Annotated in this window: 19 protein-coding genes; 7 read left to right on the top strand and 12 right to left on the bottom strand. The window is 36.7% G+C overall.

The annotated features are described in order from the left end of the window. Positions 1-2 precede the first annotated feature (2 nt). A complete protein-coding gene (locus tag ASG31_RS08140; RefSeq protein ID WP_056030427.1) occupies positions 3-716 on the top strand; it encodes a hypothetical protein in 714 nt (237 codons plus the stop codon). Next, positions 706-2,163 carry a hypothetical protein gene (locus tag ASG31_RS08135; RefSeq protein WP_131725519.1) on the top strand — a complete coding sequence of 486 codons (1,458 nt, stop codon included), beginning with the start codon at positions 706-708 and terminating at the stop codon, positions 2,161-2,163. Before ASG31_RS08140 ends, ASG31_RS08135 begins: the two co-directional genes overlap by 11 nt. 129 nt (positions 2,164-2,292) lie before the next feature. Here ASG31_RS08135 and ASG31_RS08130 read toward each other — a convergent pair whose 3' ends face one another. The 3 genes from ASG31_RS08130 to ASG31_RS08120 form a co-directional block, all read right to left on the bottom strand. Further along, complete coding sequence (locus tag ASG31_RS08130; RefSeq protein WP_056030421.1) at positions 2,293-3,354, bottom strand: 3-oxoacyl-ACP synthase III family protein; 1,062 nt, start codon at positions 3,352-3,354, stop codon at positions 2,293-2,295. A 293-nt stretch (positions 3,355-3,647) separates the two neighbouring features. Next, the gene (locus ASG31_RS08125; RefSeq protein ID WP_056030418.1) at positions 3,648-4,199 is read right to left on the bottom strand and encodes an RDD family protein; all 552 of its coding nucleotides are present in this window, start codon (positions 4,197-4,199) and stop codon (positions 3,648-3,650) included. 9 nt (positions 4,200-4,208) lie between these two features. Then, a complete protein-coding gene (locus tag ASG31_RS08120) occupies positions 4,209-6,332 on the bottom strand; it encodes a Tex family protein (protein ID WP_056030416.1) in 2,124 nt (707 codons plus the stop codon). Positions 6,333-6,547: 215 nt separating this feature from the next. Between ASG31_RS08120 and ASG31_RS08115 the strand changes: the two genes are divergently transcribed. Then, positions 6,548-7,225, top strand: coding sequence for a YceI family protein (locus tag ASG31_RS08115; RefSeq protein WP_056030413.1), 678 nt, complete (start codon positions 6,548-6,550; stop codon positions 7,223-7,225). 75 nt (positions 7,226-7,300) lie between these two features. Here the strand turns inward: ASG31_RS08115 and ASG31_RS08110 are convergent, their stop codons facing one another. After that, on the bottom strand, positions 7,301-7,747 hold the full coding sequence (locus ASG31_RS08110) for a phosphohydrolase (protein ID WP_056030410.1): 447 nt from the start codon (positions 7,745-7,747) through the stop codon (positions 7,301-7,303). A 201-nt stretch (positions 7,748-7,948) separates the two neighbouring features. Next, positions 7,949-8,254: a hypothetical protein gene (locus ASG31_RS08105; protein WP_056030407.1), complete on the bottom strand. Its 306-nt coding sequence runs from the start codon at positions 8,252-8,254 to the stop codon at positions 7,949-7,951. Positions 8,255-8,612: 358 nt separating this feature from the next. On the opposite strand from ASG31_RS08105, the gene ASG31_RS18545 reads away from it, so the two are divergent. The 4 genes from ASG31_RS18545 (at position 8,613) to ASG31_RS08095 (ending at position 11,279) form a co-directional block, all read left to right on the top strand. Continuing rightward, a complete protein-coding gene (locus ASG31_RS18545) occupies positions 8,613-8,777 on the top strand; it encodes a hypothetical protein (RefSeq protein WP_157844453.1) in 165 nt (54 codons plus the stop codon). A 24-nt stretch (positions 8,778-8,801) separates the two neighbouring features. Continuing rightward, a complete protein-coding gene (locus ASG31_RS19055) occupies positions 8,802-8,933 on the top strand; it encodes a hypothetical protein (protein WP_262483838.1) in 132 nt (43 codons plus the stop codon). Between the two features lie 121 nt (positions 8,934-9,054). Further along, a complete protein-coding gene (locus ASG31_RS08100; protein WP_056030405.1) occupies positions 9,055-9,294 on the top strand; it encodes a hypothetical protein in 240 nt (79 codons plus the stop codon). Positions 9,295-9,665: 371 nt separating this feature from the next. Beyond that, positions 9,666-11,279 (top strand): Na+/H+ antiporter, encoded by a 1,614-nt coding sequence (locus tag ASG31_RS08095; protein WP_056030402.1) that lies wholly within the window; start codon positions 9,666-9,668, stop codon positions 11,277-11,279. Positions 11,280-11,524: 245 nt separating this feature from the next. Here the strand turns inward: ASG31_RS08095 and ASG31_RS08090 are convergent, their stop codons facing one another. The 7 genes from ASG31_RS08090 to ASG31_RS08060 form a co-directional block, all read right to left on the bottom strand. Continuing rightward, complete coding sequence (locus tag ASG31_RS08090) at positions 11,525-13,300, bottom strand: acyl-CoA dehydrogenase family protein (RefSeq protein WP_056030399.1); 1,776 nt, start codon at positions 13,298-13,300, stop codon at positions 11,525-11,527. Between the two features lie 217 nt (positions 13,301-13,517). Continuing rightward, a complete protein-coding gene (locus ASG31_RS08085; RefSeq protein ID WP_056030396.1) occupies positions 13,518-14,699 on the bottom strand; it encodes an acetyl-CoA C-acyltransferase in 1,182 nt (393 codons plus the stop codon). Positions 14,700-14,823: 124 nt separating this feature from the next. Next, the gene (tnpA, locus tag ASG31_RS08080) at positions 14,824-15,285 is read right to left on the bottom strand and encodes an IS200/IS605 family transposase (RefSeq protein WP_056030392.1); all 462 of its coding nucleotides are present in this window, start codon (positions 15,283-15,285) and stop codon (positions 14,824-14,826) included. Between the two features lie 117 nt (positions 15,286-15,402). Further along, positions 15,403-17,796, bottom strand: coding sequence for a 3-hydroxyacyl-CoA dehydrogenase/enoyl-CoA hydratase family protein (locus ASG31_RS08075; RefSeq protein WP_056030389.1), 2,394 nt, complete (start codon positions 17,794-17,796; stop codon positions 15,403-15,405). A 254-nt stretch (positions 17,797-18,050) separates the two neighbouring features. Next, positions 18,051-18,500 carry a MarR family winged helix-turn-helix transcriptional regulator gene (locus ASG31_RS08070; protein ID WP_056030385.1) on the bottom strand — a complete coding sequence of 150 codons (450 nt, stop codon included), beginning with the start codon at positions 18,498-18,500 and terminating at the stop codon, positions 18,051-18,053. Between the two features lie 154 nt (positions 18,501-18,654). Beyond that, the gene (locus tag ASG31_RS08065) at positions 18,655-19,590 is read right to left on the bottom strand and encodes an ABC transporter ATP-binding protein (protein ID WP_056030382.1); all 936 of its coding nucleotides are present in this window, start codon (positions 19,588-19,590) and stop codon (positions 18,655-18,657) included. Positions 19,591-19,595: 5 nt separating this feature from the next. Beyond that, complete coding sequence (locus ASG31_RS08060; protein ID WP_056030379.1) at positions 19,596-20,567, bottom strand: iron ABC transporter permease; 972 nt, start codon at positions 20,565-20,567, stop codon at positions 19,596-19,598. Positions 20,568-20,569 lie beyond the last annotated feature (2 nt).

The following is a 20,569-nucleotide window of genomic DNA, read 5'->3' as shown; positions in this document are numbered from 1 at the left end:
CTTTGGTTCTGCCGCCATGGACGGATATTTTAAGAAACTACGCACTTTCTTCTTCAGGATATTTAAAAACTTTAATCCAGTGCGGTTATTTTAAAGAGGTATTTTTCTTTTTAGACTGCTGCAGAAACAGGATGGTGGGAGTAAACGGTGCGCAGCCACTTTTTGCCAATATCAAGCCGGCTGCAGGAACTGCAGAATGTGTGTCTTACGTCTTTTCTGCCACCGAGTTTGACAATAAAGCTTTCGAAGCAGTGATTCAGCCCGGAAACGGTAGTTTGTTGGATAATAACCGTACGCAAGGACTATTTACAGCCTCACTGATGAACGGATTAAAAGGTGCCGCTGCAGAAAACGGAAAGGTTACAACCACTTCACTTACCAATTATCTGAAACTTAATCTTCCGGAATTGGCAAAATCTGTTCAGAAAATTCAGATTCCAAGATTTCATACAGAGAACGCCGGTAGCGAAGTTACAATTGTAGATGGTATTAAAAATCAGGATATTATATTGGAAATATCATTTAAAGGAAACCACAGAACGGTAATTTTAGAAGATGCAGATTTGAATATTATTAAAGAAGACAGCACAGAAAACGGAAGCTGGAATGTTTCTGTAAAGAAAAGATCGTATGCTATTTACAACAAAGGTGAAGCTGATCTTGCGAAATCAATAAGAATAGACGGAACAAAAAATGTGGTACAGTATGAATTCTAAAGAAACAGCAGTTTATAAGTTTGATTTTATCGTTACCGGGCCGCTGAGCGAATTTGTTTTTCTGGAACTTTTTGACGGCGACGGAAAACTCATCGCAGGAAATTACAGTAAAATATCAGAAGACCTCGCCAGAGGGCTGTACCAGCTTAATATTTATTCTAATGAAAAGCTGGAATCGCAGACCATCCGTTTAGATAAAGATTATTCAGGGACTTATGAAAATAAGGGCTCGTACTCATCAATTTCAGGATATTTTCTTGAAAGTTCACACGAATATTATACTGAAACATCAAAAAACTGGAGTGATCATTTCACACTCGATGAAAAAAAATATGATGAAGGTTCTTCTGTTTTTATATTTTTCAGATATCCGGACAGGGAGGTGCGGGATCAGCAGAGAAACGTGGCAAACTCGATGGGATGGCGTTTTTCACTTTTAGATAAAAAGAGAAATTTACTTTTCAGATTAAATGAAAATCATGTAAAAGAAGATAAAGATTTTGGCTGGCTGGCATTTCACGTTCCGCTGGATCCTGGAATCTACTATTTGGTTTACAACGGTCCTGGCAAAAGAGAAATTCCGCTTTTTGTATTTCGGGACTGGCAGACGCAATTTTTTTTAACGTTCAAGAGAACACCCATATTTCCTACGGCAAGAATTTTATTCAGAACACCCAATTCTCCTTTTGACCTGTGTGAAAAAGATAATATGGAAACAGATAAACTGCTGAGAAATATGCAGAATGCGATTTATCATATTCCGCAGCCGCTGTTGGAAAAAGTGGCTTCAGACGACTGGCAAAACCCGATGTTAGCCATTGTGGTCTGCTATGTTTATCTCCTGAGTTCAGATAAGAAACATAACCGGCTCATCAGCAGGATAATTAAAAATCTTAAAAAAAGAATTGCAAATGCAGCAGATTGTGCAGATATCAAAGCAATAGAACTGCTTGCTGCTGTTCGTTTTGATGAAAAAATTCCAGATTTGATTCTGGATGAGCCGTGTATGCTGAAAATTGGTTTTAAAACATTTTTAGAACAGGCGGCAAGAAATCCTGATAAAGTGCAGATTATTGAACTCAACGAGATCATTACAAGTCTGTACGGCGATATGGTTTGGAGTTCTTACAAACCTGTTGAAAAACAGAAGATTTTGCCAACTACAGGAAACGAAATTGGTCTTGAAATGAGTTATTCTGAACCCTCTCCAAAACCCACAGACTGGTTGAGCCAAACTATGATGAATCAGCTTTCCTCAGAAAATTCCGGGCAGAATACCGTTGCAGATTTGGCAATACAGTTTCAGGTGAGCCCAAATATGGTGAAAGGATGCCTTCAGAATTTAGATTCTTATCTGTCAAACTCCGGTGCTGACGTTTTTGAAAGTTTTAATTCGGATCAGGAAGTTCTGAAATCAAACATTCAGAAAGTGATGAATACCCTCTAAAGGCTGTATGTTTTTAAAGTCAGTAGCGAAAAAACCATTGTCTTAAAGTCACCAATTATGCAGTTAGACAAAGAAAAAAGCAGCTCAAAATGAGGCTGCTTTCTGTAGTTTTGATATTTGATTTAAACTTTAAAACTGATAAACCATTGCATTAACATTCATCCCGGCACCCACAGAAGCAAAAAGAACTATGTCGCCTTTTTCAATTTTGTGAGATTCCAGTTCATCCTGCATAATCATTGTAAGAAGAGTAGGAATGGTGGCCACACTGCTGTTTCCCAGTTTGCTGATGACCATTGGCATTACATCCTGTGGGGTAGGAATGCCATACAGTTCGTAAAAACGGTTTACAATCGCTTCATCCATCTTTTCGTTAGCCTGGTGAATGATAATCTTGTTGAGCTGGTGAATAGGAAATCCGCTGGCATCCATACATTTTTTCATTGCTGCGGGAACGTTAAGCAGGGCAAATTCGTATATTTTTCTGCCATCCATTTTGATGTATTTGATGTCTTTACTGCTTTCTGTATTATAAGATTTGCCAAAGAAAAGGAAGTCTTTTTCGGTATAAGTAAATGAGGCCGATAAATGAGATTTTATTCCGCAATCATCGCTCTCATTGGCTTCTATAATCACTGCACCGGCACCATCTGCATAGATCATGCTGTCTCTGTCGTGAATATCAACCACCCTGGAAAGGGTTTCAGCACCAATCACGAGGCATCTTTTGGCAATACCAGATTTCACAAATGCATTCGCCTGAATGACACCCTCAAGCCAACCCGGACAACCGAACAGAACATCGTAGGCTACACAGAAATTATTTTTTATTTTTAACAAATGTTTTACTCTGGAAGCAAGACTGGGAACAGCATCAGACTGAACTGTATTGTGAGTAATATCTCCAAAATTATGTGCAAATATGATATAATCCAAAGTTTCAGGATCAATACCTGAATTTTCAATGGCTCTCTGTGCCGCGATTAAACCTAAATCTGAAGTTACCTGATTGCTTTCTGCATATCTTCGTTCTTCGATCCCGGTAATTTTTTTCAGTTTGCTGGTTATTAATGCATTATCTTCTTTCAGAGTAATGCCATGTTCGTTCATAAAAACATGTTTATCGAAAAATAAATTGGTAATTGTCTCTGAAGGGATGCAGTTTCCCACTCCAATAATTTTGCCGGTCATTTGTAATTTCAGATTTCTAATTTTAAAATATGTCTAAGATTTTTTTGTGCATAAAAGCTCAATTTTCAATGCTTTTAGTTCTCAGTCAATCCGTCAAAAGACTTTGATGAAACCGCATTTCAACGGATAAAGGTAAAGGATTAAAAATAAATTTCACCATAAACAGGTATTTATTTTAAATATTTGAATAAAAATTAAGTCTTTTTTAAATAACTATTTGTTACATATTAAAATTGTTGTTAAAAATATAATAGATATGCTATTTTGATATGGAAGTTGTTTTTAATTTTGATTTATGGATTAGATTGTAACAGCGCTTTGATTTCTGCAAACTGATCATTTTTTACAAGATGCGTTTTACAGAAAATGTTATTCATGTGCATCGTGAAGTTGGCATCTTTATGTTTGATCGCGAAAATTTCATTCAATGGCGGGAATAAATCTGAAAAGAGCATATAAAAAATGGATAGACATAAAAAATTCCTTCCTAATGATCTCAGAATTCCAGGATATTTTCCCTGGTCATCAATGACTTTAATTTTAAATATTTTTTTGCCTAAAGTTATTCCAAAAAGGGTTTCAGAAATACTCCCTAAAATTATAACCGCCTGAAGTGAAAATACGATTGCCAAGAAAGGGGAGAGCTTCAGTAAGAAAAATGCAATCAGCAAAACAGGAACTGCATCGATGATTTTTGCCAAAATTCTGTCTTTTTCGTTGCCTTCGTAATCAGTTTTAAAGGGTAAATCGTATTCAAATACATTGTAAATACGCTTTCCTTCAACATCAAAATTCTGAGTTGGTCTGTGGATCAATTTCTTTTTCCTTAATTCTGAAACTTTCATCACAATAATTTATAAAATCATACTCAACTGAATCCTTTTCCTCTGTTCATCCACCTCCGTCACTTTTACCTGAACGTGCTGATGTAATTTCACCACCTCATTCACATCAGAAACAAAACCCTCTTTCAATTGTGAAATATGCACAAGCCCGCTTTCTTTAATTCCCAAATCCACAAAACAACCGAAAGCTGTAATGTTATTGACTATTCCCGGCAGGATCATTCCCATTTTCAGGTCTGTGATTTTTTTGACATTGGGATCAAACTCAAAAACTTTCGCTGCTTTTCTTGGATCTAAACCTGGTTTTTCAAGTTCCTTCAAAATGTCTTTGATTCCTAAAATTCCAATGTCTTCCGTAATGTATTTTTCAGGTTGAATCAGACTTATTTTTTCTCTATTGGCAATTAAATCATTTGTTTTTAAACCTAATTCTTTTGCCATTTTTTCGACAATCCCATAAGCTTCAGGGTGTACGGCAGAATTATCTAAAGGATTTTCTCCATTGGCAATTCTGATAAAAGCCGCAGCCTGTTGGAAAGCTTTTTCGCCAAGTCTTGGGACTTTTTTCAGTTGTTTTCTGTTTTCGAAAGCTCCGTTTTCAGCACGGTAGTTCACAATATTTTCAGCCATTTTTTCGCCAATTCCGGAGACGTAGCTCAGTAAAGATTTACTTGCCGTATTTAAATTAATTCCGACAGAATTCACGCATCTTATCACAGTAGAATCTAGTTCGTTTTTCAGTTGAGTCTGATCCACATCATGCTGATATTGACCCACACCGATAGATTTTGCATCAATTTTTACCAGTTCCGCCAAAGGATCAGAAAGTCGGCGACCGATAGAAACCGCACCACGAACGGTCACATCAAAACTGGGAAATTCATCTCTTGCAATTTTACTGGCAGAATAAACAGAAGCACCTGCTTCCGAAACCACAAAAACCTGCAAAGGTTTATCAAAACCTATTTTTTTTATGAAAAACTCTGTCTCACGGCTCGCCGTTCCGTTTCCAATAGAAATTGCCTGAATATTATAAGCATTCACCATCGAACGGATTTTCTTCATTGCCATTCCGCTTTCATTTTGTGGAGCGTGGGGATAGATGGTTTCGTTGTGAAGTAAATCTCCTTTTTCATCTAAGCAAACCACTTTGCAGCCACTTTTGTAACCAGGATCGATGGCTAAAATTCTTTTTTCACCCAAAGGCGGAGCGAGCAGAAGCTGACTGAGGTTTTCAGAAAAAATTTCAATTGCTTTTTTATCTGCTTTTTCTTTGGCTTCCTGTAAAGTTTCGTTTGAAATAGCAGGCTCAAGAAGTCTTTTGTAGGAATCTTTTATGGCTAAAGCAATCTGCTCTGAGCTTTCATTTTTAGATTTAATGATGGCATTTTCAATAAAATCCAAAGCTTCGTCTTTATCGATTTCGATATTGATTTTTACAAAACCTTCAGATTCAGCTCTCAACATTGCCAAAAGTCTGTGAGATGGTGTTCTGTTTAAACTTTCTTCCCACTCAAAATATTGTGAAAATTTCTGGGCACCTTCTTCGTCTTTTTTAGCCTTTACTACTTTGGAAGTAATCACTGCTTTTCGCTGAAAAAGTCGGCGGAGATTTTTACGGACATACATATTTTCGTTGATCCATTCAGCCATAATATCTCTTGCGCCCTGCAGAGCTTCTTCTTCAGACGAAACACTTTCATTTAAATATTTTGAAGTCAAAAACTGAATATCCTGAGCTTTCTGGCTCATAATAATTTTCGCTAAAGGTTCAAGACCTTTTTCTTTTGCCGAATCGGCTTTGGTCTTTCTGCGTTTTTTGAAAGGCAAATACAGATCTTCCAGTTCCTGAAGATCAAAACCTTCATCAATTCTCTGTTTTAATTCGGGTGATAAAGAATTCTGCTCTTCAATTGATTTTAATATACTTTCTTTACGCTTTACAATGTCATCAAACTGTTTACTCAATTTTGAAATCTGCTCAATCTGAATTTCATCTAAATTTCCTGTAGCATCTTTACGATATCGCGAAATAAAAGGAATAGTGCAGTCTTCGGATAATAATTTTAAAGTAGCATTGATGCTATTATCTGCTATATTGAGTTGTTTCTGAATGAAATTTACAGTGTTCATGAAGTATTTTTGGGATAGACAAAAGTACTGAAATGGAAGTTAAAAATTACGTTTTCATTTAATCTAAAATTTAGTCAACAGAGATTTTCTTGATGTATGTTAAGGTTTTTGAATAAAACCAAACCTATCTTTGCCACATCAAAACTGAAAGATTGGTAAATAATTTCATAAATCTTATATTTATCACTTCTAAAACATTTAAATAATAAAACAATATGAAAAAACTAAGCGTAATCGCATTGGTAGCTGTAGGTTTGATCTCAGCATCTTGTAACAAAGACAAAACAGCAGAAACTGCAAAAACGGGAACTGAGCAAAATGTTGCAGAAGGAAAAGGTGAAGCTTTGAAAGCTGACGTTGCTGCATCTAAAGTAAACTGGAAAGCTTTCCACAAAGGGGGTTTTGCTCCAAGATGGGGAACACTTTCTATTCAGTCTGGTGAGTTAAACGTGGATGGCGGACAGCTTACTGCAGGTAACTTTGTAATCGATATGGCTTCTTTGAAAGTTGATCCAGCTTCAGTAACTGAAAAAGACAAAAAACCTGCTGATCTAGAAGGTCACTTGAAAAATCCTGATTTCTTCGACGTTACAAAATTCCCGACTGCGGATTTCAAAATCACCAGCGTAGCTGATCTTGCAACTGCACCGGCTGACGCTGTAGCAGGAGCTAACAAAACTGTAAGCGGAAATCTAACTTTGTTGGGTAAAACGGTAAACGTATCTTTCCCTGCAAAAGTAGATGTAGCTGAAGGTACAGCGGCTGTTCAGGCTAAATTTACGGTAAACAGAGCAGACTGGGGAATCAAATTCGGTACAGACGAAACAGATCCTGCAGAATGGATGATCAGCAAAGACATCGAAATTTCTGTTGATGTAAAAGCTGCTAAATAATTTTTTTAAATTAGATAAAAGTTAAGGCTCATTTCTTTTGAAGTGAGCCTTTGTTAATATAAGATTTCTTTAAGTTTAATATTTCTCAGAAAGGTACCTGTAAGCCTTCAGGTATTTATTAAAACGGTGAATATCTTTTTGAGTCAATTCTCTGTTGACCCTTCTTAGATCCATATTATCACGCAGATCGTTCAGTTTTACTGCAACAGCAAGGGGAGAACGCTCGGTACGTTTTACAAAATCGTCATAATTTTCTTCCGGATCGTATTTGGTGAGGCAGTTTATAGCAAAAAGTATGTATTCAGGAAATCCTTCCTCTCTAAGATATTCAAAACTGAATTCTTCAGGATGATCTTCCACGACGTCGTGCAGCACGCCCACAATTTTTTCATCCATCGTTTTTCCGTACTCCATTACACGCATAACGTGCGCAATGTAAGGAGCGTGGTACTTATCTTTTTGGCCTTTATGTGCTTTATCTGCTATTTTTATTGCACGGTGCAGTAACTCTTCTTTGGTCATGGTATAGTAAAGTAGACTGCAAAAATAAAAAATGAAAAATAATTTTCAAGCCTTTTTAAGCTGAAAAAAATATTAAAAGTTGACTTTAATAATTCTTATTTACCTTAGAGAAATTATTTTGCGGAAAGTACTTTAGGATCTTCAGTTTTAAATACAAGTTTTTTCTGATGGTCCGCAGAAAGAATTTCGATCATTTCAGTATCAGTGGTTTTTCTTCGGAAGCGCTTTCGGATCATCAAATTTTACAATCAGGTCTTTCTGTTTACCCGCAGTGAGAATTTCGATCATTTCAGTATCAGTTTTTTTCTTTACGAGACTCAAATACAATGAGTCAGAAGGTTTTTTAACCAACATTAAATCCCGTTTCAGCGAAGCAGAGTCAAGTGGTTTTTTAAATGAAAATTTCTCAACTGCAGTTGAATCATTTTTAATAATCAAAGGTTTTTCTGCAGTTTGGCTGAAGAATAACGCTGAGCTGAAAGTTGTGAAAAAAATAAATAATTTCATAATAACACAGATTTTTTTTTGGATAATTTTTAATTTAAAAGGTTAAATTAAATCCCTGAGCAATTTATTATTATTTTTTTGAAATGAAAAACTGAAACAAGGAGAGAAGCAACAAGGCCAAATATTAAAAAAATTCTTTCCTGCAGATCAGATACAGATTTTAACTACTTAACAATTGTTTGGCTATATAACAGAAAGCTCATATTTTAAGGAATAAAGTAATCTGTGGATTTACTTGCATAATTCAAATAATGAATTTAAATTAATTTTAAATTTATGATGAAAAATGTACCCATTTGTGTAATTGATTGGCATTTGGTTTTAAATAATGTTTGACCATTAAAAAAAACTAATAACCATGAAAACTTTATTTACAATTCCGGCAATCATCTTTGCCTCATTTATCAGTACACAGGAGAAAAGTTTGGTGATAACCTATAATCCTGCAGCTCCGCAAAGTAAAAATATTATCAAAACCAATCTCACGGCATATGCTTTTAAAAAAATTAATCTCACGCACTAAAGATCGATCAACAGATGGCTGTCTGTGAGTGCAGGCTTTGCAGCAATGCCAGAAGGAAAAATTCCCTTAATTAAATTTTTTACTGATGGTGATGACGAATTGAGATACGTAAAAGCAGGAAGTTCACATTTTACTGTAGACCAGATTTTATCTTAGGAAAGGGTATGGAATAGGATTTTACGCGGCCCCATATTACCGAAATTCAAATTTTAAAGTCAGCAACTTTACCTATTATTATGAATACGACTGCAGGGGCGGAAATTATACAGAAATACCGGTGAATATTTCCGGAAATGCCAGTGTCAACAGCGCAGGTTTGCTGCTTGGTGTACAGTTTTTCTTAAATAAAAAAGGAAGTTTTGTTCTCGACTGGTGGAGTGTAGGAGCGCACTACGGAAAAGGCAAAGGAGATTTTACAGGAAGATCTTCTCAGACGTTAACTCCTGACCAACAATCAACTGAAAACCGATCTCGAGGATTTGGGAATTACACTGGTTTAATATTCTGTATAGACTAATGCCAACGGAGCCTCTGTAAAACTTGACGGACCGTGGGCAGAATTGAGAAGCGGACTTTCTTTAGGATATAGATTTTAGAAATGTGGTTGATAGCTGATGATACGGATACAAAATTAAAATAGAAAAAGTATTATAATTTTTATATGTCAAAACTTTAGTTATTCCTGAAGTTTTGGCATTTTGTGTTTTATTATAGATTGATCCTCAGTGAAATAGAACGTGCATGAAAACTTATAAAACATCATTTGAAAGGAATTTTAAAAACCAATAATCTTTTTTTACTTTTGTCGTTGAAAAGTAGAATCTTTAGAGACACAAAAATTTTGATACGCCGCAATTCTAGAACTGATGAAAAAATAATCTAAAAACCATGCACCACAATTTACTCCTCATTCTTTTCCTTCTTTTTGCTGTCATGATGCTTGTTTTACTCGCAAAAAAGATAAAAATTGCTTATCCTATATTTTTAGTTATAGCGGGTTTGGGAATAAGTTTTATTCCGGGAATTCCTGTCTTAAAACTTGATCCCGATATTATATTTCTTCTTTTTCTGCCACCTCTTTTGTATGAAGCTGCGTGGTACACGTCGTGGAAAGATTTTTGGAAATGGAAAAGACCTATCAGCCTTTTAGCGTTTGGTTTGGTGTTTTTTACATCGCTTATCGTGGCTTATATTTCTTCATCGATGATTCCGGGATTTACACTGGCACTTGGGTTTTTATTAGGTGGAATCGTTTCTCCGCCCGATGCTGTAGCAGCTGCAACAGTGATGAAAGGCCTTAAAATTCCGAAAAGATTACTGACGATTTTAGAAGGTGAAAGTTTGGTAAATGATGCTGCATCATTGATTGTTTTCAGATTTGCCTTGGCGGCAGTTCTTACAGGAACTTTCTCTATGCAGGAAGCTACCGGACAGTTTTTTCTGGTTGCCGGAATGGGCGTTGTGGTCGGAATTATTGGTGGAAATATTATGTATGCTATTCATCGTTTTTTACCTACCAGTCCGGCTATTGATGCGGCTTTGACGGTGATGACACCCTACATTTTGTTTCTTGCCGCAGAACAGTTTCACTTCTCGGGAGTAATGGCCGTGGTAACTGGAGGATTGTTTATCTCATGGCGTTCTCACGAAATTTTCAAAACGGGAAGTACAAGGTTAAATATGATGGGCGTTTGGACGACCATGATTTTTGTAATGAATGCTTTAGTTTTCATTTTAATAGGATTGGAACTTCCAGAAATCGTACATGGTTTAGGTAAACACTTGGTTTTTCAGGGATTAAAATATGGAATTATGATCAGTTTAATTGTCATTGTTTTAAGATTTTTGTGGGTGTATCCCATTGCTCATATTCCACGGTTTTTGTTTAAAAGTATAAGGGAAAATGAACCCAGTCCGGGCTGGAAGGGTCCGCTGATAACGAGTTATGCAGGAATGCGAGGAGTGGTTTCTCTGGCAACTGCGTTATCAATTCCGATCTATCTGGATGAGAATGGAACTTTGTTTCCGGAGCGGAATATGATTATTTTTATCACATTTGTGGTTATTTTTATTACTCTGGTTTTTCAGGGACTTACTCTTCCGTTGATTATTAAATGGATTAACATCGGCGAAATCGACAGCACGATTCCTGAAGATCAACAGCGTAAAAGAATTCAGATTCGTCTCGATGAGTTGGGGCTGAACTACATCAGTGAAAAATATTCGCAGGAAATTTCCGATAATGAGTTGATTGAATTTTACAAAAACAGTCTTCAAAACGAAATTGCAGACAACCAGAAAAGTTTTGATTCTGTGGAGTGTCGTGACACCAAAAAGGAAGAGGTGGAGGAGTATCACCACATGCTTTTGGAAATTCATGCACTTCAGCGCAAGGAATTATTTAAAATGAGAAAACATAAGGAATTTGAAGATTCCGAAATCAGAAAAGCTGAACTGCAAATTGATTTAAACGATCTTAAAGTGACCGGAACGGAACATTAATATGAATGATGTGAGATTTTAACATGATATTTTGTCATTAATTATCGATTAATTAAATGTTGTACTATTGCGCCCCGACCTGAGTGGAGCTCTTTTTGCGAGGAGGAACGACGAACAAAAAAGCGGGAACGGAGGGCGGAAACAGGCGCCCAAAAAAAGATTAAAAGTAAAAATCCCGAAAAATGATTCGGGATTTTTTTATGGTTATTCTCAAAACCTTCAAGGTTTGATTTAAGCGGATAAAATTAATAATGCCCCTTCCCAATATAATGCGCCGCAACCATTTCAGTCAAAGCCACAACATTCGGGTTATTTGTATATTTTGTAAATCTTCTCAAACCTGAAAGCATCATTCTCTGTTCGTCGCCTTCTGCAAAAGAAATGATTCCTTCCTTGGCAGCAGAAATAATTTTTTCTACGGCTTTGTAAAGGTTTAATTGAGCCATTGCAACTTCTACAGAATCGGCAGCGAAATGTTTTTCTGCTCTTAGAATTGTTGATTCTGCCATGTAAATTTGATTAAGAATTTCTGAAGCATTCAACAATAAATGTTGCTGTTTCTCAATATCCATCATATATTTTTGAAGAGCTGCTCCCGAAACCATCAGGAAAACTTTCTTCAGATTAGCAATAATTGCTTTTTCTTCACTCATCAATTCAGAATAATCAGGAACTTCAAAAGATGGAATTCCCATCAATTCTTTAGAAATTGCCATTGCCGGAGATAATAAGTCTAATTCACCCTTCATCGCTCTTTTGATCAACATTCCGACAGCTAAAAGTCTGTTGATTTCGTTGGTTCCTTCGTAAATTCTGCCGATTCTTGCGTCTCTCCATGCAGCTTCCATCGGAGTGTCTTCAGAGAAGCCCATTCCACCGTAGATCTGAATTCCTTCGTCGGCAGTATTTTGAGTTAAGTCTGAAACGTACACTTTTAAAATTGAAGCTTCCACTGCAAATTCCTCAACACCTTTCAATTCAGCTTGCTGATGATCCACGCCAGCTGCAACCAATTCTGCGATTTTGTCTTCCACATTTTTTGCCAAACGGTACGAACCTGCTTCGCTTACAAAAACTCCCGTTGCCATTTCAGCAATTTTCTTTCTGATCGCTCCAAAAGTTGAAATAGAAACGCCAAACTGCTTTCTCTCATTAGAATATTGAATCGAGTGATTTAAAATTCTTCTCTGTCCGTCAAGGTTTGCAGCAGCCAGTTTAATTCTTCCAACATTCAGAGCATTCAAAGCGATTTTGAAACCATTGTTTCTTTCGCCAAGCATGTTCTCAACAGGAATTTTCATGTCATTAAAGAAAACCTGACGCGTAGACGATGAGCGAATTCCCAATTTGTGCTCTTCCTCACCGAAAGATAAGCTTTCAGGATTCTCAAGTTCAGAACGGTTGATTACAAAACCAGTGATATTTTTATCATCATCAATTTTGGCAAATAAAGTGAATGTGTCGGCAAAACCGGCGTTCGAAATCCACATTTTCTGTCCGTTGATGATGTAATGTTTTCCGTCCTCAGACAATTTTGCTCTCGTTTTTCCGGAATTGGCATCAGAACCGGCATCAGGCTCGGTAAGGCAATACGCTCCGAATTTTGTTCCCGTCGCGAGATCCGGAAGATATTTCTGTTTCAATTCCTCACTTCCATAAAGTAGGGTAGGAAGCGTCCCGATTCCTGTATGAGCGCCGTACGCTGTTGCCAATGAGCCATTTCCCCCCGAAACATAATCACAAGCCAACATCGTGCTCACAAATCCCATTCCGAGACCACCATATTCTTCAGGAACAGTAATTCCCAAAAGTCCCATTTCGCCCAACTTCCGCATAGTTTCTTCGGTTAAAGCGTAATCTTTTTTCTCAAAACGCTCATGATGTGGAATCACTTCTCTGTCGATAAATTCTTTCGCAGAATCACGAAGCATTTTTTGCTCTTCACTCAGTTCTTCCAAACTGAAAATTTCATTTGCAGGAATCTCTTTAATCAGAAATTCTCCGCCTTTTAAATTTGACATATTATTTATTTTTTTTTAATTTTTATTTGGGCAGCTTCGAACTTCGTTGGTAAACTTCGGTAAAGCCTTCGCTTCATCTCATTGATACATTCCACTCCAGCTTTTTTCTGAAAAAATCCCAAGCTGTTCCCTCCCTGTTTTTTCAGAAAAAGAACTGCGTTCAAGTCGGGCTGCAACTTTTAGCGCTTAAAATCGAAACCTTAAAAGTTTAATTATTTTACAAAAGTTCGAAAATTGAAGCCGCACCTTGCCCTGTTCCCACACACATCGAAACCATTCCGTATTTATTTCCGCGTTTTCTCATTTCGTCGAGAAGCTGAACCGTCAATTTCGTTCCCGTACAGCCAAGCGGATGACCGAGTGCGATTGCGCCTCCATTAACATTTAAAATATCAGGATTTAAATTCAATTCCTTTTTAATCGCAACAGATTGAGAAGCGAAAGCCTCATTCAATTCAATCAATTCAATATCTTTCAGCTCTAAACCAGCTTGTTTCAACGCTTTCGGAATGGCATAAACAGGCCCCATTCCCATAATTCTTGGCTCCAAACCTGCAGCTGCGTACGCAACCAATCTCGCTTCAGGTTGCAATCCTAATTCTTTTACCATTTCTTCCGACATCACGATCACGAAGGCTGCACCGTCACTCATTTGCGAAGAATTTCCGGCAGTTACGCTTCCACCGTTTGCAAAAACAGGTTTTAGTTTCGCCAAACCTTCCAAAGAAGTGTCTAATCTCGGACCTTCATCTACTGAAAAGTCGAATTTCTTGGTCTGCATTTTCTGGTTTTCATCCAGGAAATTATATTCTACAGGAATCGGTACGATTTGATTACTAAATTTCCCTTCCTGATTGGCTTTCAAAGCCTTTTGATGCGACTCAAAAGCAAATTGGTCTTGCTCTTCACGGGAAATATTAAACTGTTTTGCCACTTCTTCGGCAGTGTAGCCCATGCCCCAATAATAATCGGGATTCGACTTTGCAATTTCTGTTTCCGGAACAGGCTTGTAACCACCCATCGGAATGTAAGACATTGATTCTGTACCACCTGCGATGATACAATCTGCCATTCCTGCCTGAATTTTTGCTGAAGCAATCGCAATTGCCTCAGAACCTGATGCGCAATACCTGTTCACGGTAACACCAGGAACTTTGTCCGTATTTAATCCCATCAAAGAGATTAAACGCGCCACATTTAAACCCTGTTCAGCTTCTGGCATTGCATTTCCGACGATTAAATCATCGATTCTGTCTTTATCTAATTGCGGAACGGCTGCCATCAGTTTCTCGATAACTGTTGCTGCCATTACGTCGGGACGTGTGAATCTCAAACTACCTTTTGGAGCTTTTCCAACGGCAGTTCTGAACCCTTTTATGATGTATGCTTGTTTTGACATTTTTTTATTAATTAAAAATTAGTTTAAGAATTTTCGCCTCGTAGAGGCGCGCTGTTAATAGCAATTTGTACGTACGCTTTTGCGGAGCTCCGTAGGAGCGACCTGTTAATTACCTTTGTTAATTTCATTCAATCCATTCAAACAAATATTTAGAATCATATTCAATTTCAAATTTTTCTAAAAAATCTAAATATTCGTTTTTAAATGATTTATTTTGATGATGTTCTTCCTGATTTAAAATATATTTGACAACCAAATCAACACTGCTTTTAGAATAGGAAAAAGCTCCATATCCTTCCTGCCAATTGAATTTTTCGTTCATCCATTTTTTATCATTAATAAATTTTGACGAACCTGTTTTAATATCTCTAACCAAATCTGAAATCGAAACCGTCGGACTCATACTTACAAGAATATGAACGTGGTCGGGCATTGCAAAAACAGCAAATAATTTTTGACTTCTGTTCGAAATAATTCCTGTTATAAATTCATGTAATTCTTCTCTGTTTTCTTTTGGAATCAGGTTTTGTCGACCTTTTACAGCAAAAACAATTTGAATATAAATTTGCGTATAAGTGTTTGCCATAAGATTAATATTTAAATTAAAATTGGTAAATCGTCCATTAACAGGTCGCCTCTACGAGGCTGCGATAAAAACGCTAATAATTCTGCTATTAACAGGGCTCTCCTACGGAGCTGCGCTTTAATTCCTCAATGGCTTTCCTTTCTGCAACATAAACTGAATTCTCTCCAAAGTTTTTCTTTCACCGCAAAGCTGTAGGAAAGTTTCTCTTTCAAGATTCAACAAATACTGTTCGGTAACAACCGTCGGTTCGGAAAGATTTCCACCTACCAAAACATTGGCTAATTTATCAGCGATTAATTTATCGTGTTGCGAAATGAAATTACCTGTTAACATTTGGTCTGTTCCCACATAGAACATTCCCAAAGCATCTTTTCCAAGAACCTTTACAGTTTGCTCGATGGGTTGAGTGTAACCATGTTCTGCTAAGCTTTTCGCCATCATTTTTGCGGTCATAATCTGCGTTCTCTTGTCAACAACCACAATATCTTTTCCTTTCTCAAGAATTCCCATATCGTAAGCTTCGTAAGCAGAAGTGGCCACTTTTCCCATTGCGATATTCATGAAAGCTTCACGGAGACGGTTATTTTTCACATCATCGCTGTGAAATTCTCTCGAAGTTCTTAAAGCAAATTCTTTCGTTCCACCACCACCAGGAATTACACCGACTCCTGTTTCAACCAATCCGATATAAGTTTCCGCTGCTGCAACCACTCTGTCTGCGTGCATGGTCATTTCGCAACCGCCACCCAAAGTCATTCCGTGAGGAGCAACTACGACAGGAATTGATGAATAACGAACTCTCATCATCGATTTTTGGAAATAGGCAATCGCCATATTCAAATCATCCCAATCCTGCTCGATTGCCATCATTAAAATCATTGCTAAATTGGCTCCGACAGAGAAATTTGCACCTTGATTTCCAATCACTAAGCCATCGTATTCTTTTTCTGCCAAATCGATGGCGCGGTTTAATCCATCTAAAACTTCCCCGCCTAAAGAATTCATTTTGGAACGGATTTCAAAATTGATAATTCCGTCGCCCAAATCTTCAATTGCCGAACCTAAATTGCTCCAAAGGGTTTTGTTTTTTCTGATATTATCTAAAATGATAAAGGATTCCTGACCGGGAATATTATTGTAATTTCCTGAGTTTTTATCAAAGAAAATACTTTGTCCGTCTTCGTTTACTTTGTAAAATGATTCAACGTTTTTCACCCAGTCTGAAACTTCATAACCGGCTTCTTTCGCCAATTCAATTCCTTTTTGAACACCAACAGAATCCCAAATTTCGAAAGGTCCGTTTTCCCAACCGAAACCTGCTCTCATCGCATCGTCGATTTTGTAAACTTCGTCTGAAATTTCAGGAACTTTGTGAGAAACATAGGCGAATAACGCGCCTAAAGATTTCCTGTAAAGCTCTCCGGCTTTATCTTTTCCGCCAACTAAGACTTTGAAACGGTCAATCGGTTTGTCGATGTTTTTCGTTAATTCTAAAGTCGGGAAAGATGATTTGCCTTGAAGTTCATATTCTAAAGTTTCAAGATTTAATCCGTGGATTACAGATTTGCCGTCTTTACCTTTAATTTTTTTATAGAAACCTTGTTCGGTTTTTGATCCCAACCATTTGTTATCGACCATTTTCTGAATGTATTCAGGAAGAGCAAAAACATCATTAAAATCGTTGGCTTCAGAACCACTTTGGCGAACGCCATTGGCAACCATTACCAAAGTATCGAGACCAACAACATCGGCAGTTCTGAAGGTTGCAGATTTAGGACGACCGATAATTGGACCGGTTAATTTATCCACATCAGAAACATTTAAACCTAATTTCTGAACATTATGAAGCAAATCCATCATTGAGAAAACGCCGATTCTGTTGGCGATAAATGCTGGAGTATCTTTAGCTAAAACCGTAGTTTTTCCTAAAAATTTTGCGCCATATTCCATATAGAATTTTGCAATTTCAGGGTCGGTATCTTTGGTCGGAATGACTTCCAAAAGTGGAAGATATCTTACCGGATTGAAAAAATGCGTTCCTGCAAAATATTTTTTAAAATCATCGCTTCTTCCTTCAACCAACATATTAATTGGAATTCCTGAAGTATTTGAAGAAACCAAAGTTCCCGGTTTTCTGAACTGTTCGATTTTTTCATAAACCGATTTTTTAATGTCGAGTTTTTCAACTACAACCTCAATAATCCAGTCGGTATCTTTTATTTTCTTTAAATCATCATCAAAATTCCCGACTTTAATTCTTTCCGCAAATTTTGGAGAATAGAGGAGTGCAGGACTTGCTTTCTTCAGTTTTTCAAAGTTTTCAGAAGCAATTCTGTTGCGAACAGTTTTGTCATCTTTGGTCAAACCTTTTTTCTGCTCGGCTTCAGTGAGTTCAAACGGAATAATATCGAGCAGCGAAACCTGCACGCCAATATTGGCAAAGTGTGCAGCAATACCGCTTCCCATAATTCCTGAACCGAGAACCGTTACGTGTTTGATTCTTCTTTTCATATGTAGATTTTATTATTTTTATTAATTAATGAGTTGATTATAACCTGATTAATTTTACGTAATGCCTTCAAGTATTAAACCTATCTCTAAGAGATTTAATTTGTAATTTGAATTGCTAAATCTTGTTCCTCGATTTCTCGCAGCCCGACCTGAGTGGAGCTCTTTTTGCAAATTTCAGGGCTGGCAATTGGGGTGGGAAATTTGCAAAAAAGCGGAAACGGAGGGCGGAAATAGCTGCCCAAATAAAAAGCGTTCTACTTCTTACTGTTCAGATCATTTGAAATTTTCATAATCTCTGTCATCACTTCTTTGAAAATTTCCAGTTTTTCAGGTGAAATTTTCTCCACAACTTTTTTGTTGAAATTAACGACCACTTCTTTAGACATATTTCGGGAGTTTAATCCTTTATCTGTGAGTTTTATAATCACTTCACGTTTGTCCTGGGTTGTTTTTTCTTTGTAGATATAGCCGTTGTCTTCCAGAAGTTTAATAATTCTGGTAAGGGAAGTAGGCTCAATTGCCATTTTGGGACCAAGATTTGTACTTCTTGTACCCTCTTTAGGATCAATTTTAAGTAGTGTAAGCGCCTGAACAGCAGTAGAATCATGTTCCTGCGCGAGCTCTGTGTACATTTTTGAAACAGCTAACCAGGTCTGCTTCAAAATAAGATCAACATTTTCAGTTTTTTCTTTGTTGTTATCCATGTAAATTATTGCTAATCGGTTTATTCAAATGTAGCAAATATTATGCATGCATAGCATTTCTGAAAGAGAAATATTTATAATATGTTGATTTATAGAATATTAAAATGTATGATTAGCATAATACTATGCATGCATAGTATGTAGAATCAATACATTAAGGGTTGATATAGTGAACGGTTTTTACGAAATTGATGATTTCTTCAAAAGATTCGCATTGATGTGTGAAAGAATTGTGTTCAATGATCCATTTTTCATTCTGTTTTATGAAGTGGAATGCTGAAAGGTCTTTTTCAAAATTTTTCTGGAGTAAAGAATAAAGCATCTCTTTCTGTAGATCTGCAGCAGTTATTTTTGGGGCAATAAAATTCTGGTGGATTTGAAAAATGGAAGCACTGGTAAGCTCAAGATGCCGTGACAATACATCTTCCACTATTCCAGAATGCATATTTCCCTCTTTTATGTACCAAATTTTATCTGCAAATTCTTTGGCCAGACGCCAGTCGTGCGACGAAAAAAGAATAAGTTTATTTTGTTCTTTTGCTAATTGACGAAGTGTTTTTAAAATAATTAGTTTATTTTTTTCATCCAAATGGGTAGTGGGCTCATCTAAAATAATGATGTGTGAATTTTGTGACAAAGCTCTTCCTATAAAAGCTTTCTGAAGGTTTCCGTCTGAAAGGTTCTTGAGTAATGTATTTCTGTACTGCATCAGATCAAGATTTTCGATAATATGTGAAACTTCCTCGCGGTCTTCGTTTGTAAGTTCAAAATAAAAAGGGTAGTAGATGTATTTTCCTAAAGAAATCAGGTCTTCAACCGTATAATTTTGCGGAATAACCGCTTTTGAAAAAACGATGGCAATGTTTTCTGCAATTTCTTTTACCGACAGATCTTTTACGTTTTTATTTTCAATTAAAATTTCGCCACCCAACAAGGGGTTGTGGTGGAGAATAGATTTTATTAAAGTAGTTTTTCCCACACCGTTATTTCCAATTAATAGACAGACGTCTCCCAGTTTCAAAGATGCGTTGGCATTTGAAATAAGAGTTTTACTGTAGCCAATGTTGGCCTGGTTGATTTTTAGATGCATTTTAACTAAACTTTGTTCTGCCTCAAAAGCATCATTAAAATTACAGGAATTCCAAATATCGAGCTGATGACATTGAGCGGGATCTGTGATTTTTCTGCTATAACTGAAAAGAGAATCATCATGACCATACCTAAAAGCATATTTAAAATCCATTGTTGCCAGAGTTTTGCTGGATTATAAATTAATCTGCAAAAGTGTGGAACGATAATCCCGATAAACAAAACCGGCCCTAAAAATGCTGTAACCGATGCTGAAAGCAGTGAAGAGGCAAGGATGACCAGTAATTTGAGGTGATGTAAATTAACACCAAAACTTTTTGCATAAGATGTTCCCAATGAATTGCCTATCAATGGTTTGATTGTTTTGAAGCTGACAAAAATTCCGATCAGAATTAAAATACTCAATACATAGATTTGATTTCGCGATACAAGATTATTCGCTCCGAAAGACCACAGGATATAGTTTTTTAAACTTTGATTTTCAGCATAAAACTGAAGTAGTGAAACAATTGCCCCAGCAAATGCAGAGACGAGAAATCCGAAGATCACTAAGTAGGATTTATCCTGAAATTTATCAGAAACTGCAAGCAAAAGCAACATCAGGAGCAAACTTCCGATGATGGAAGAAAGACTCATGAAACTGTTCTGAAGAAAGTCCGGAAGGGAAATATTATAAGAAAAAAAAATGTAAAAAGCTACAGAAAGGCTGGCAACAGAAGTGATTCCTAAAATATCGGGTCCCGCAAGAGGGTTTTGAAAATATTCCTGCATCAGAAAACCTGAAGTTGGTATTGAAATTCCCGCCAAAAGCATTACCAAAACACGGTTTATACGTATTTCAGCAATTTGATTATTGGATGATTCACCAAAAAAATCATTGAAATTTAAACTTAAAAATCCTGTGTTCAGATTAATAAGTGAGACTGCAACAGTCAGGACTATTAATATCGAACACAGAATTCTGAATTTTTGACTCATTT

The organism is Chryseobacterium sp. Leaf404, from assembly GCF_001424145.1.
Lineage (GTDB): Bacteria > Bacteroidota > Bacteroidia > Flavobacteriales > Weeksellaceae > Chryseobacterium.
This window is presented reverse-complemented; position numbering and strand designations above follow the sequence as displayed.

Bases quoted from the DNA above. Each gene is read 5' to 3' on its own strand.
- ASG31_RS08135 (WP_131725519.1), top strand. From the start codon at position 706: ATGAATTCTAAAGAAACAGCAGTTTATAAGTTTGATTTTATCGTTACC.
- ASG31_RS08130 (WP_056030421.1), bottom strand. From the start codon at position 3,354: ATGACCGGCAAAATTATTGGAGTGGGAAACTGCATCCCTTCAGAGACA.
- ASG31_RS08125 (WP_056030418.1), bottom strand. From the start codon at position 4,199: ATGAAAGTTTCAGAATTAAGGAAAAAGAAATTGATCCACAGACCAACT.
- ASG31_RS08120 (WP_056030416.1), bottom strand. From the start codon at position 6,332: ATGAACACTGTAAATTTCATTCAGAAACAACTCAATATAGCAGATAAT.
- ASG31_RS08115 (WP_056030413.1), top strand. From the start codon at position 6,548: ATGAAAAAACTAAGCGTAATCGCATTGGTAGCTGTAGGTTTGATCTCA.
- ASG31_RS08110 (WP_056030410.1), bottom strand. From the start codon at position 7,747: ATGACCAAAGAAGAGTTACTGCACCGTGCAATAAAAATAGCAGATAAA.
- ASG31_RS08105 (WP_056030407.1), bottom strand. From the start codon at position 8,254: ATGAAATTATTTATTTTTTTCACAACTTTCAGCTCAGCGTTATTCTTC.
- ASG31_RS18545 (WP_157844453.1), top strand. From the start codon at position 8,613: ATGAAAACTTTATTTACAATTCCGGCAATCATCTTTGCCTCATTTATC.
- ASG31_RS08095 (WP_056030402.1), top strand. From the start codon at position 9,666: ATGCACCACAATTTACTCCTCATTCTTTTCCTTCTTTTTGCTGTCATG.
- ASG31_RS08090 (WP_056030399.1), bottom strand. From the start codon at position 13,300: ATGTCAAATTTAAAAGGCGGAGAATTTCTGATTAAAGAGATTCCTGCA.
- ASG31_RS08085 (WP_056030396.1), bottom strand. From the start codon at position 14,699: ATGTCAAAACAAGCATACATCATAAAAGGGTTCAGAACTGCCGTTGGA.
- tnpA (WP_056030392.1), bottom strand. From the start codon at position 15,285: ATGGCAAACACTTATACGCAAATTTATATTCAAATTGTTTTTGCTGTA.
- ASG31_RS08075 (WP_056030389.1), bottom strand. From the start codon at position 17,796: ATGAAAAGAAGAATCAAACACGTAACGGTTCTCGGTTCAGGAATTATG.
- ASG31_RS08070 (WP_056030385.1), bottom strand. From the start codon at position 18,500: ATGGATAACAACAAAGAAAAAACTGAAAATGTTGATCTTATTTTGAAG.
- ASG31_RS08065 (WP_056030382.1), bottom strand. From the start codon at position 19,590: ATGCATCTAAAAATCAACCAGGCCAACATTGGCTACAGTAAAACTCTT.
- ASG31_RS08060 (WP_056030379.1), bottom strand. From the start codon at position 20,567: ATGAGTCAAAAATTCAGAATTCTGTGTTCGATATTAATAGTCCTGACT.